We start from the raw sequence: 13,029 nt of genomic DNA on the forward strand, positions 1-13,029 counted from the left end.
AATGAAAAAAAAGTGGTTTGAAAAACTGCTTGTAGAATCAATCTTTTTTGCATTTTTCTTATATTTTATTTTTTTTATTCTTAATGTGGTTTTTATCATATATGGCAATATTTATTATGATGATATAGGCAATGTAGAAGATTTTTATGAATATTGGAAAACATTTGTCAATAGTTTGCGGTATGATTCAAGCAGTATTGCTATTTTTACTTTAGGTTATTTTGCACTGGGTTTAGTTTTATTTTGGACAGAATTCCGATGGGTGATATTATGGCTTTATGTTTTAGCTGTGTTGGGCTTAAGTATTTTTGTCGGAATGTATGAGATTGTCTTTTTTGAAATATATGGCGATGTGTTTAATGCTAATCTTTATGGCGCATTGTTTGGTAATGGTAAAATTTTTGCGAATCCGCAGATTCAAAAAGAATACACTATCGCACCCAAAGTTTTGATAGGTATTGTTCTGGGGATTCTTTTTATAGCAATATACAGCAAGATTTTTTTTAAAATCGTGCGCGATTATGGTTATGACCCATTAAGCTCAATTCATTCGCGTTCTACTCGTAGAGAATCATCGATTGCAGCATTTATTTTATTTGTTATTTTTGCATTGATGATGGTATTTTCATTTCATGGAGGGTTTAGCTTTAAAAGGGTTGATTTTAGTCAAGTTATCAAACCTATTGATAATCAATTTTTAAGTAAAGTCAGCACAGGGGCATTTAGAAATTTGTATTTAATCTATAAAGATCATCGTAAAATTTCTAATTCTCATTTCAGTGATTATGTATCTCAAACTCCTTTAGAAGCGACAAGAGAGTATTTTCATTTGGATAATCAAAATACAAGTTATGATCTTAAAAAGCTTTTGACGAAGAAGGTAAATAATCATTCAGATGTGAAGATCGAACATATATTTTATATTATTGTAGATGGTTTGAGTGAATATCATTTCAGTGAAGAATATAATGAGATAGGCTTGACATCAGGATTGAAGTCATTGCTCGAAGATTCCCATGGAGTCAAAATAGGTGTGTTTTTAGAAAATGCCAATACAACAATGAAAAATATCGATGTTTATCTTACAGGGCTTTTTCAGACTGAATTACCCATTGGATCAATGCTGGGCAAATTAGAATCTTTTGCGACTGCCCCGGGCATCATACTGAAGGATTTAGGCTATCAAAACACTTTTTATTATAGCGGATTGGGTATGTGGCAAAACCTTGAGCAATATGCCCATTTGCAAGGGTTTGATGAAGTTTATGACAGCACACATATTGTCCATAATGCGAAGCTCAATGGCTATCCATTGCCTTACGAAGGTGCATGGGGGGCTTATGATCATCATTTATTCGCTTTTGTTCGTGGAAATATTTTTAAAGAACGTTATCGCCCAACTTTTAATATGATACTTACCTCTCCACATTATCCGCCTTATGATATTCCTTTGGAGCAGTTTAATGTTCCGCTTGAAGAGATAGAGAATCTTTTCAAACACACTTCGTATGAAAAGAAAGATTCAAGGTTGATTGGAAGCATTTGGTATCAAGATAAGGTGATTACAAAATTTATACAAGACCTCTCAAAGACTATGCCCAATTCTCTTTTTGTCATCACGGGTAATCACTATGATCGTGAATTTCCTAAGATTGATATGAGTGCCAAAGTGAGTAAAACTATACCTTTGATTGTTTATTCACCAGCACTTGATTTAAAGAAAAGAAACAACATTGGCTCACATATTGATATTACTCCAACTATCGTTGAAATAGTCGCTCCTGATGGTTATGCTTATCCAAGCTTTGGGAGACCTTTGGTGAGCAATGAAGTGATTGCATTGGTCGAGAAAAATGTAGCATTGGGGTATTTTACAATTGCTACGGATCGTTTTATGTATGATAAAAATGGCAAACTAGAATATTTTAAAGACGGAATAGCACGCAATAATGATGAAGAGCTGGCTTCAAGTCTATACAAGCGTTTGCAACAAGCGACTGCATTGAGTTGGTGGATTCTCACTCATGGTTATGAGGTGAAAGATATTGAGTGAAAAGTGGCAGAGAGAAAGCTCTGATGGGAGCTGGAGTGCTTATAATGAAACTTTCAGTGAATGTTACCATAGCCTTAAAGATGGAGCATTGAGTGAGACGATATACAAGCACATCACTCCTGCTTTTGAGCATTGGCAGCCTTTGCCCTCACAGATTCATATTTTGGATATTTGTTTTGGTTTGGGTTATAATACTTTTGCAACTATTGCATTTTGTATCCAGCATCATTTTAAGGGGTTGCTCAAGATTTATACACCTGAAATTGACAAAAAAATATTCACAAAGCTTTTAGATTTTACTTATCCTGAAATGTTTAGAGAATCTCTTAATATATGTCAGATTTTAGAAACTTTAGGGCAAGATTCTCGTATTACGCGTTATGATGAATGTTTGTCTCACAATATGGAATTTTGCATTGAATTATATAAAGGCGATGCACTAGAGTATCTGCAATATTTCGAATCAGATTTTTTCCACATCATCTATCAAGATGCCTTTAGTCCCACGAAAAATCCCACCTTATGGAGCGAGGAGTATTTTTACAAACTTTTTTCTCTTTTGAAGCCACAAGGGATTTTGACTACTTATTCGCAAAGTTCTCCCATTCGTCAAAATGCGATTAAGGCGGGATTTTTGGTCTATGATTATCAAAATCCTTATGTGCGTGGCGGGAGCTTGATGAGCAAACAAACTTTGAATCTTGTCGGTTTAAAAGCCATCACGGCTAAATGAAGTCCTATCTCCTCCCCAACTTCTATGTCGCCTACATCTTCATTAGCTTTAATGACTTGATGCAATAATGCAATCAAATTATCATTAATCTACTCTCAAATTTCCCATTTTTCATAAGCTTGCTTTACCATTTCAATGACAACATCCATTCCACCTGCAAGTGAAAAAAGCCAATATTTGTGCGCGTAAATAAGCTCTGCTTGTTTGACAAGTTTGCTTTCTTCGTTGTAAGTAGGCATTACTAAAATGCGCGCAATGTCCATTTCTTGATGAAAAATATATGATTGTAGCGCGTCCATAAAACACTCTCGGAATTCTTTTTGATCAAAGAGTTCTTTTACCTGTTGGATTCTGTCAATACAATCTTGCAATTCTTTTGCTTCTAGCTCTTCCAAACGCCCCTCTTTGTTGAGAAGTTCGAATCTCTCCGTAAGAGCGGCAACTTCTAAGAATACTTCTTCAATCAAAGCCTTCTTTTCTGTGCCAAATGCAATCCAATGCTGCGTTTTTTCTGTGATTTTTTGAAGATTTTTTTGATATTCTTCAGGTGTGGGTGGAGAGAGTTTTATAGGGGATTTTTTTTGCGATTGATTGATAAGAGTGATAGCTTGTGCGAAAGGCATTTCTTTACAACCATTGATCCTTGCCCCGCCTTCTGTGGCATTGATCACTTCAATCGGATAAGGCGTATTGGCAATATCACGCTCATAAAATGTAAGAAAGAGTTTCCAAATGCGAGTGCTTTCGACCATTCCACCCCCGCCGTATTTTTCCACCATTACTTTTTGCCCTTTTTCTTCCATTGTTTTAGGGTTAATTTCATTTGTGCCATACACTGCATTTTGTGCGTGTGATGTGCCATCTTCTCCAAAAGCAAGATCTTGCCCGATAATAATACAACGTTTAAAGCGTGAATGCACGACAAGTTCATACGCCATATTTGCTGCACTCATTCCGATTCCAATATAGCCATATTCGGCAATATCAAAATAATTTGTGTAACCAAAAGGACGCAAACTATATTGAATCTCATCTCCCTTAAGGGCGTCTTTAAGGCGTTGATGCACGATTGAAGTGATAGCAAAGATGACACCTTTGTGTGCTTCTTTTGGCGTATCCTCATAGAATCTAGCTGTGAGATCCACGCGTTCTAGTGAGAAAACAATGTCAGGCTTGATACCTTCTCTTGCCAAAATAGGAAATGAAGCATCAATACAAAAAATCGTAGCATAATCTTGAATCTGCTTAAGGAGAGGGAGTTGTTTATTTAAGCTCGGTCCTGTTGCAACAATGATGGCAGTTTCTCTATTTTTGAGTTGTCCAAGGAGATTTACTAAAGTCGGGGATTTGATAACATCAGGGAGATTCTGTATATGGTGAGAGATGCCAATGATTGAATCACGACTATCGTTACCAACACTCACGACATTATGTTCAATCGCGCGAATAAAAAGCTGATTGATATGAATATAAAGCGTGTTGTATCTATCGTAGTAAGTATTAAAAATATGCAAATCATAGACTTTGGAGTAAATTTTTGCATCACGATTTGTCGCAAAAAGGAGATCAATACGACTAAAATCGCAATCATTAGCATCTAAAAAAATAATGCGTCCAGAAAGTATATCATCAGAAAAATCCATTAGATGCAAGACGATAAAAAGTATCTCAAGTTCAGGTTCTAATAAAACAATGCGCTTTAGCAGCTCATTTTGCAATAAAACCTTATAAAATACGCCATTGCCTATCCCAAAGCAATACAAATAAGGATAATGCGAGTAAGAGCTAAATGCTTTGATTTTTGCATTTGTCTCTTCAATGGGGTTAGTTTGAAAAAGAGGCGTGTTAGTGCGTTTGTCAATGATATTGATATTAAGCGGGTCATTGCTTTGATAGACTTCAAAGTTTTGGTTGGGTATGAAATTATGTAGTTTAAGGGCGAGCTTAGGAGAGCGCACCCCCAAAGCAGAAAGATTAAGGCTAAAAAAATCTTGCATTCTATCCTGCTTGCTTTAGACTATTGAAGCAATCGAAGCACATTTTGTTGGACAGCATTAGCTTGTGCCATTGCAAAGTTACCACTTTGTGCCAAAATGTTGTGCTTAGAGAATGTAGCGGATTCTTCAGCGAAATCCACATCTCTGATTTGAGATTCTGCAGATTTGACATTGACTTGTGTAACAGAGACATTGTTGATTGTCGTAACAAGCTGAATCTGTGCAGAACCAATATCTGCGCGGAGTTTGTCAAGCTGAATCCGTGCAGATTCTGCCATATCCATAACGACCATCGCACCTCTAAGGCTTGTAACCCCAGCCCCGATACCATCAAAATGCAAGTTTGCTTGAGCGACATTGGGGTTAGCTCCGCAAGCTGATGCAATGTTTGCGTCCATTTCTCCACGGACAGATCGGAGGTTGGCAGTATATTCTGCAATACCTTGTGCGGAATGGAATCCAATATGGCTAAAATTAACACCACTGACGATAATGTCTCTCGCATCTGTTCGTATGAGCGTTAAGCGTCCGATAATTGCATGTTCTGTGCCGGAGATTCCCGCGAAGTTTCCTCCACCAAAGACTTTTCCACTATCTCCTTCGGTTTGAATAGAGATAGCGCGTCCATCAAGGCTTCGGACATTAATACGCCCGGTGATGTCGGTATAAGCTTCACAACCTGTTCGTTCTTTGATAGAGTTAATCGCATTAATCAATCGTCCATCTGAATCATTTTTGCGCACATCATTGACATTACCAATTGTTACGCCGTTGATGACCAAGCCTTTGACCGTCCCAGAAAGCACAGGCACATCGCCTGTCGCCATACAATTCCAAGATGCACGCACGCCGAGTGTGTCAGCATACTTATTGATAACTTCTGTTAAAACACCCAGTCCTGTGCCTGCTGATGTAGAAATTTTAACGGTTTCAATCTCAAAATCATGCTTACCATCAACTTGTCTGAACTTCAACATAACCTCGCTAAGATTCGAGGCTGCCCCAGAAGCAAGCATACCGATACCACCAAATGAGCTGCTTTCCATACGCACATGTCCGATTTTGTCCGAGCTTGTTGGTCCGATTGAGGCTTTAATAGTGGTATTAGAATACGCACCAATTTGAAATTCTTTATTAGAAAATGCACCAGAAAGCATTTGCTGACCATTATAACTTGTAGTATTTGCAATATTATCAAGCTCTTCTAATAAACGGATAATATCACTTTGCAATGCCTTTCTTGTTTCGTTACTTTGACCATCTTGAGCGGCTTGAATCGCCTTATTTTTAATAGTATCAAGAATCTTGATTTGTTCGTCCATTGCTTTATCAGCAATTTGTATCATACCGATTGCATCATTGGCATTTCTTACCGCTTGTCCCAAGCTTTCGCTTTGACTTCTCAAACTATCTGCAATCGCCATACCTGAAGCGTCATCAGCCGCTTTATTTAATCTTAATCCAGAGCTAAGCTTTTCTAAAGAGCTATGCAAACTCCGATTATTCTGAACACCGATTGTGTGTGCAGAAAGGGCTGAAATGTTAGTGTTTATCCTAAAACTCATTTTGCATCCTTTGCTAAAACTTTTTTTATTAATGCCGATAAAGCAAAAGGCATTCCAATTTTTTTAAGTAGATTGTTACTAAATTTCAAGATTCTATGTTAGAATTGAGATCTTAAATGATTGATACCTTGTTTTATGGAAGAGCATTATGAAAGATCTGATTATCGTTGAATCGCCCGCTAAAGCTAAAACGATTAAAAATTTTCTAGGAAATAAATATGAAGTTCTTGCTTCTAAGGGGCATATTAGAGATTTGCCTAAATACACTTTGGGTATAGAGATTAAAGATCATTCTTTTATCCCTCAATATGCAATTGATAAAGACCATAGTGAGATTGTTTCTAAAATCAAGTCTGCTAGTCAAAAGGCAAAAGTTACCTATATCGCAACCGATGAAGACAGAGAGGGTGAAGCGATTGGATTCCATATTACACAAGCTATTGGCAAGTCTTATGAAGATTTTCCGCGCATTGTTTTTCATGAAATCACAAAAAGTGCGATTGACGAAGCACTACAGAATCCACGCTTGATTGATATGAGCAAGGTTAATGCACAGCAAGCTCGGCGGTTGCTTGATCGTATCGTAGGTTTTAAGCTTTCACAATTGATTTCTTCAAAGATTCAAAGAGGTTTGTCTGCTGGAAGAGTGCAAAGCGCGGCATTAAAGATTATAGTAGATAGAGAAAGAGAGATTCTTGCTTTTAAACCTACGATTTATTTTACGATTACTGCAGCTTTTGGTGAGCATTTAATAGAATCTGAATTGATTACTTATAAAAAGAAACTTGAAAAGCTTTCTTTGCAAGATTCTAATCAAGTCCAAGAGATACTCCAAGATATTCAGTCGCAACATTTTATCATTGCTCAAATCAGCAAAAAAAATAAAAAGATTCCCACTCCTCCGCCTTTTATGACTTCTACTTTACAACAAAGTGCCTCAAGTCAATTAGGATATTCTCCCTCACGCACAATGAGTCTTGCCCAAAGGCTTTATGAAGGTGTCGAAACAAATAATGGTATTATGGGGATTATCACTTATATGCGGACAGATAGTCTCAATATCGCGAAAGAGGCTCAAAAGGCTGCATTACAAGTGATCGAAAAAATGTATGGAAAAGCATATATTCCTAGCAAACCTAAAGTGTATGCCAATAAATCTAAAGCCGCTCAAGAAGCGCACGAAGCGATACGACCGACAAATCTTGACTTCACGCCTCAAATCGCTCAAAGTTACCTTAAGCCAGACGAATACAAGCTTTACAAACTGATTTATTATCGTTTCCTTGCTTCACAGAGTCAAGATGCGCTCTTTGAAACGCAAAGTATTCTTTTTAGTGCTCCAAATAGTCCGCATAAGATCGAATTTAAAGCAAATGGGCGCAAGCTGATATTTGACGGATTCTATAAAATTATTGAAAATGATGATAAGGATAAATTATTGCCAGAATGCAAAGAGGGCGATGAAGTCGCTATCCAACAATTAGAATCTCATCAAAAATCTACTGAAGCTCCTGCGCGATACTCTGAAGCAAGTATTATTAAGACGATTGAAACATTGGGGATTGGGCGTCCTTCGACCTATGCTCCGACTATTGCATTGCTTGTCGCGCGGGATTATATTAAGATTGAGAAAAAGCAAATTATCCCGCAAGAAAGTGCATTTAAGGTTACCGAAATGCTTGAGCAGCATTTTGATGAGATTGTGGATTCTCATTTTAGTGCAGCCTTAGAAGATAAGCTTGATGAAATTGCACAACAAAACGCACATTGGGAAGAGGTGTTGTGGGATTTTTATGAGCCTTTTATGCAAAAGATTGAGAAAGGTAAAAGTAATATCGCCTCGCAAAAAGTTGCCATTCCTACGGGTGAAATATGCCCAAAGTGTGGGAAGGAGCTTGTGCAACGAAATGGCAAATATGGTGAATTTATCGCGTGTAGCGGTTATCCTAAATGTAAATATATCAAGCCATCACCCCAATCTTTAGAATCTTCTTCTCAAGAAGGTGTGTGTGAAAAATGTGGTAAGCCAATGGTGAAAAAGTTTGGACGCAATGGTGAATTTATCGCGTGTAGCGGTTATCCGGATTGTAAAAATACTAAATCTCTCAAAGTCAAAGAGCCTAAAAGTGTGGAGGGAGTTGTATGCCCACAATGTGGCGGAGCAATCGTGCAAAGATTCAGTAAAAGAGGCGCGTTCTTTGGGTGCAGTAATTATCCGCGATGCAACTTTATCTCAAAATTTCAGCCTGTCAATCAAAAATGCCCGCAATGTGGAGAAATGATGTGCGAAAGAGATTATCGCAAAAAACACATTTACGAATGTCCTAAATGCAAATACCGCGAAGAAGTAGAAACTAAGGATTAAGATTCTCGTATCAAACTTAGGGTAAAAGTTTATAAAATTCTGCTCAAAAGCCCAAAATATGCAGTTATAGAGTTTTATCGGTTAATTTCTCCAAACCATTGTAGAATCTCGCCTTTATTATTAATCTCTACTTCTAAGTCTTTGTATTTGTCATGGATTCTTGGTTGTAAAATGTCATAAAGGTATCGTTTGCCCTTGGGAGTGATTGTCGCCCAAATATTGTATTGCGACCAGTATTTAGGTGTATCCCAAGAAGTCGGAGAATACATCGTGCTATATCCTTTGTAGCAAGCTACTTCTTTGCCCTCTTCATCAATGTAGGTCCCACGAGGGCAGTCTTTTTCTGTATATTCTTTATCCTCATAAATGAAAATATCATCTTCCCACCCTTTTGCGTATGCTTCTTTGTAGAGAAAATGATCCCGAAAATAAATCCACGCTTGATATTTGTCTTCCTTGTAGTAAGATAAGTTTGTCGGGTAGTCGCGTCTCTTGTAATCATCGTCCCAATCGCAGCCAAAGTCTATATATCCTGCGAGGAAAAGCTGCCCCATAGCATTAAAGTATTCTTTGATGTAAGTGGGCTTGGAAGAATCTAGAGAGAGATTTTCATCACATTTATCAATCATAATCTCTGTTGTTATTATAATCTCATCAGTTTCGGTTTTTACCGCCCAAATCCTACACAATATAATACATTTAAATAACTCTAAAATATCCTCTTTTGTGATATGGGGGATTTGTAAAAACATCAGCAAATCAATATCGTCATAATGGTATTTGGTATAGCCCAAACGCATAACAAAATCTTCTACAAATTCATCTGCATCATCATAAAAAAACTTATAAGATGGTTTCCCATTTTTTTCACGAAGTGTGGTAAATTTACATTTTTTGCGTGCTATTAGCTTGTAAATTATACGCCTTTTATAGAATCTGATTGTTTGTGTGAGTCGTCTTATCATATATAGCATAGATTTCCAATATTGTTGGATTTTTGACTTAAAATTAAGAGGCAATTATACTCTTTTTTTGATTTTAGAATCTGTCAATCGTGGTTATTTTAATGTTGTGCTAGGATTGAATATCACGAGAAGTCAGAATCTGCATAAAGTAATTAACGCCATTTTTAGAAATTATCAGATACAATGAAATATTTTCTTTTTTGGATTGCCTTATGGATAAGATGCTTATTTTAGAAAAACTCTCTACTCATCTCAAATCACTTCAAAAATATCCTCTTCGCGTGATTACGCATGATACTAACCAAGAGTGGGTTGCTCAAATTTGCACTTTGATTGGAATCCCTAAAGAGGGCGTAGAAATATGCAAAGAGATTCTCTTGCGCAAGCCACCTATGAAGCTCGTTTGGCTGCATATGGCAGAATGCACAGGTTGCAGTGAAAGTTTATTGCGACTTGATAAACCCGGGATAGATTCTCTAATCTTTGAATATATGAGCCTTGATTATCATGAAACGATTATGGGTGCTTGTGGTTTTGGAGCAAAAAAATCTCTCCAAGATGCTTGCAAAGAGGATTTTATTTTGGTGATTGAAGGAGGCGTATCTTTAGGCAAAGATGCGTATTTTATGACTTCTGGAGCGGATAGTGTTACGGGTGAAACAGAATGCAAACATATTGCACAAAAAGCCCAAGCAATTTTTGCTGTGGGGACTTGTTCGAGTTTTGGCGGAGTGCAAGCAGCTTTTCCAAATCCTACTCGTTCAGTGGGTATTAAAGAATTTCTTTCAAAGCCTGTCGTTAATATCCCGGGTTGCCCACCGAGTGAAGCAAACATTATAGGGAGTATTTTTTACTATATCCTTTTACAAGAGATTCCGCCACTAGATAGGCTCAATCGTCCATTGTGGAGCTATGGTAAGAATCTACACGATATGTGCGAACGCAAGGCAAAATTTGAATCCGGTGATTTTGCCCAAAGCTTTGACGATCCGAATCTAGAAAATGCGTATTGTCTTTATAAAGTTGGCTGCAAAGGACCTTATGTTTTTAATAATTGCCCTAAAATCAAGTTTAATGCTAAGACGAGCTGGCCTGTCCGTGCAGGGCATGGCTGTATCGCTTGTAGTGAGCCGTATTTTTGGGATAGTTTTGGACGCATAGAAGAGCCTTTGAATAATGCTAAAGCTTATATTAAAGAGCTTCCAACCCTCCAAACTCTTCGCCGTATTGATAAGCTTGATGATCAGCCAATGGCGCAGACATTATGCCTTGAGCTTTGTTACGATGCTCCGACAAAAATTTATACCCAAGATTCTTGTAAGCAATTTTTGAATCTGCAGTTTGAATCCAATCTTTCTACTTTACTCACGCAAATTGCAAGCAAAAATAAACTCGGTGCAAAACTCATTAAAAATTATGAGCAATATCTTCAATCTCATCAGATGAGCATTGCAGATTCTCACTCACGCATTAGCCACAATTTTAGCGATATTTTTGTTGTGGTGAATGCGATGTTTGGCGGTAAGATTTCTTGGACACAAGAGTGTAAAGAACAATTTTTGCAGTATGCGCAAAATTATCTTTTCCCCCATGTCAGTCAGCTAGATTTTAAGGTCATTCATACAGATGCGGATACAATGGGCATTGAGATTGAACGATCCTTGCGTTTGCCATTATGCTACCTTTTAGGAGGATTAGAAATCGAGGGTATGGCTTATAGTGTGGTAAGCTCAATGTGTGAGATTCTATCACGCGCACTTGTTGAGGTGTGCCAACAAGAGAATCTTAAGCGTGTTGCATTCAAAGGGGATTTGATGGAAAATCTTTTAATACAAGATCGTTTCGTTGCTTATCTTCCTCAATGGCTTGAAGTCGTGTAGTTTGGTAAGGTTTAGAATCTAGCTTGTTAAATCCCTAAATCCACATTTAAGAATCTCAAACCCCATAATATCAATAAACTCACAATCCCTGCAAGCACACCTGCGAGCGCATCATCACCAACGACACCTAGTCCGCCTTTGACTTCTCTGTCAATTCTACCGACAAAAGAAGGTTTCCAAATATCAAAGATTCTGAAAAAAACAAACGCGCATAAAATATTGAAAATCCCCCAACCTGCAAAAGCCATTGCCAACCATACGCCTACAAGTTCATCAATTACGATACTTTTGTCATCGTGCGTATGCGTGAGATTCTCATAAATATCAATGTGTTTAATCGCTAAAAGCCCTATGAAAATAGCAAGTAAAAATAATGTCTCTTGTGAAAAATACAGAATCGGCAATCCCAAAATAACGCTTACAATAGTTCCAGCAGTTCCGGGAGCTTTGGGAGAATACCCACTATAAAGCACGCTTAAAAACAGGTGCTTAATCAAGTCTTGCTTATTGTTGGACATTTTTATTCTTACGGATAATGCCGTATTTTTTACGCTTTTCCCATAGACTTTTGCGACTCATACCGAGTTTTTTGGCAAGCTCTATATCGGGATAACGGCTTTCAAATTTCGTAATGATGATTTTTTCATAATCTTTGACAGAGAGAATCTCGCCGCTAAGCTCCACGATATTGCTTGTTTGTTGAGAAATGTCAATGACTTGAGGGAATGCAATTTTTTCAGTAGAGACAATAGAAACAATTACATTGCATTTGAGGGCTGCTTCTAAAAAATCTTTACGATCACTCTTTTTTAGCTCTTCAAGATTGGTAATGTAGAAGATTTCATTTTTCTTTGGTGGGTTTTTAAAAATGCTTTTCCATGATTCTTCTTTGAGGGAAAAAAACGAAAATTGGATATGTTTCTCGCGAGCATATTTCATCGCATAAATATCTGCGCCTCGTTGAGAATTTGTTTTGATAACAAAGGGAGGATTGTATAAGAAAGGTTCGGGAGTGCCAAGCTCTTTTTCAATAAAATTAAAATAGCTCCGATAAAATTTAATCTCTTCGTTGATTTCGCGATAAGCTTTGTAATGCGTGATTTTGCGAATGAGCTCATCAACGATAAAAGGTTTGACAATGTAATCTGTTACGCCATTTTTGAGAGGTTTAATGACGGTGTCATCATTGATATAAGCAATCATTAAAATAATAATCGCGTTTGGGTATTGTTTGCTTAGTTCGATATAGCCTTCATTAATCGTCCCAAAGGACGCCAGAATCACATCATAGCGATCTTTTTGTGCTTCTTTGAGGGAATGAGCAATCACACATTCAAGCCCTAAATCACTTAGTTTATTAGAAATGCTTTGAGCTAGATAAATTTCATTTTCGATAATTAATACTTTCATTGTGTTTTCACCTTTTTGATAGAATCTCTTATACCATTCACAAAAAACCTCCTTGACAAAA

At 37.2% G+C, this 13,029-nt stretch carries 9 protein-coding genes; 4 read left to right on the plus strand and 5 right to left on the minus strand.

From position 1 onward, the window contains the following. Nucleotide 1 precedes the first annotated feature (1 nt). On the plus strand, nt 2-2,053 hold the full coding sequence (locus LS68_RS07375) for a sulfatase-like hydrolase/transferase (RefSeq protein ID WP_241993708.1): 2,052 nt from the start codon (nt 2-4) through the stop codon (nt 2,051-2,053). After that, entirely contained in the window at nt 2,046-2,786 is a 741-nt protein-coding gene (locus LS68_RS07380) for an MnmC family methyltransferase (protein ID WP_241993709.1), read from the plus strand. Before LS68_RS07375 ends, LS68_RS07380 begins: the two co-directional genes overlap by 8 nt. A gap of 95 nt (nt 2,787-2,881) precedes the next feature. On the opposite strand, the gene LS68_RS07385 is transcribed toward LS68_RS07380, so the two are convergent. Then, a complete protein-coding gene (locus tag LS68_RS07385; protein ID WP_138091314.1) occupies nt 2,882-4,783 on the minus strand; it encodes a motility associated factor glycosyltransferase family protein in 1,902 nt (633 codons plus the stop codon). 20 nt (nt 4,784-4,803) lie between these two features. Beyond that, nucleotides 4,804-6,348 (minus strand): flagellin B, encoded by a 1,545-nt coding sequence (locus LS68_RS07390; protein WP_138091316.1) that lies wholly within the window; start codon nt 6,346-6,348, stop codon nt 4,804-4,806. Between the two features lie 148 nt (nt 6,349-6,496). Between LS68_RS07390 and topA the strand changes: the two genes are divergently transcribed. Continuing rightward, the gene (gene topA / locus LS68_RS07395; RefSeq protein WP_138091318.1) at nt 6,497-8,713 is read left to right on the plus strand and encodes a type I DNA topoisomerase; all 2,217 of its coding nucleotides are present in this window, start codon (nt 6,497-6,499) and stop codon (nt 8,711-8,713) included. Nucleotides 8,714-8,787: 74 nt separating this feature from the next. On the opposite strand, the gene LS68_RS07400 is transcribed toward topA, so the two are convergent. Continuing rightward, nucleotides 8,788-9,732, minus strand: coding sequence for a hypothetical protein (locus LS68_RS07400; RefSeq protein ID WP_199741494.1), 945 nt, complete (start codon nt 9,730-9,732; stop codon nt 8,788-8,790). Between the two features lie 158 nt (nt 9,733-9,890). On the opposite strand from LS68_RS07400, the gene LS68_RS07405 reads away from it, so the two are divergent. Further along, complete coding sequence (locus tag LS68_RS07405; protein WP_034369570.1) at nt 9,891-11,558, plus strand: hydrogenase small subunit; 1,668 nt, start codon at nt 9,891-9,893, stop codon at nt 11,556-11,558. A 26-nt stretch (nt 11,559-11,584) separates the two neighbouring features. Here LS68_RS07405 and LS68_RS07410 read toward each other — a convergent pair whose 3' ends face one another. Then, nucleotides 11,585-12,076, minus strand: a complete 492-nt coding sequence (locus tag LS68_RS07410; RefSeq protein ID WP_052100142.1) for a phosphatidylglycerophosphatase A — start codon at nt 12,074-12,076, stop codon at nt 11,585-11,587. Further along, nucleotides 12,063-12,968, minus strand: a complete 906-nt coding sequence (locus tag LS68_RS07415) for a response regulator (RefSeq protein ID WP_138091338.1) — start codon at nt 12,966-12,968, stop codon at nt 12,063-12,065. Before LS68_RS07415 ends, LS68_RS07410 begins: the two co-directional genes overlap by 14 nt. Between the last annotated feature and the right edge of the window lie 61 nt (nt 12,969-13,029).

Origin of the sequence: Helicobacter sp. MIT 05-5293, assembly GCF_000765665.2 — a bacterium.
Lineage (GTDB): Bacteria > Campylobacterota > Campylobacteria > Campylobacterales > Helicobacteraceae > Helicobacter_C.

Excerpts from the sequence above, each read along its gene's own strand:
- LS68_RS07405 (WP_034369570.1), top strand. The coding sequence starts at position 9,891 with ATGGATAAGATGCTTATTTTAGAAAAACTCTCTACTCATCTCAAATCA.
- topA (WP_138091318.1), top strand. The coding sequence starts at position 6,497 with ATGAAAGATCTGATTATCGTTGAATCGCCCGCTAAAGCTAAAACGATT.
- LS68_RS07385 (WP_138091314.1), bottom strand. The coding sequence starts at position 4,783 with ATGCAAGATTTTTTTAGCCTTAATCTTTCTGCTTTGGGGGTGCGCTCT.
- LS68_RS07415 (WP_138091338.1), bottom strand. The coding sequence starts at position 12,968 with ATGAAAGTATTAATTATCGAAAATGAAATTTATCTAGCTCAAAGCATT.
- LS68_RS07410 (WP_052100142.1), bottom strand. The coding sequence starts at position 12,076 with ATGTCCAACAATAAGCAAGACTTGATTAAGCACCTGTTTTTAAGCGTG.
- LS68_RS07375 (WP_241993708.1), top strand. The coding sequence starts at position 2 with ATGAAAAAAAAGTGGTTTGAAAAACTGCTTGTAGAATCAATCTTTTTT.
- LS68_RS07390 (WP_138091316.1), bottom strand. The coding sequence starts at position 6,348 with ATGAGTTTTAGGATAAACACTAACATTTCAGCCCTTTCTGCACACACA.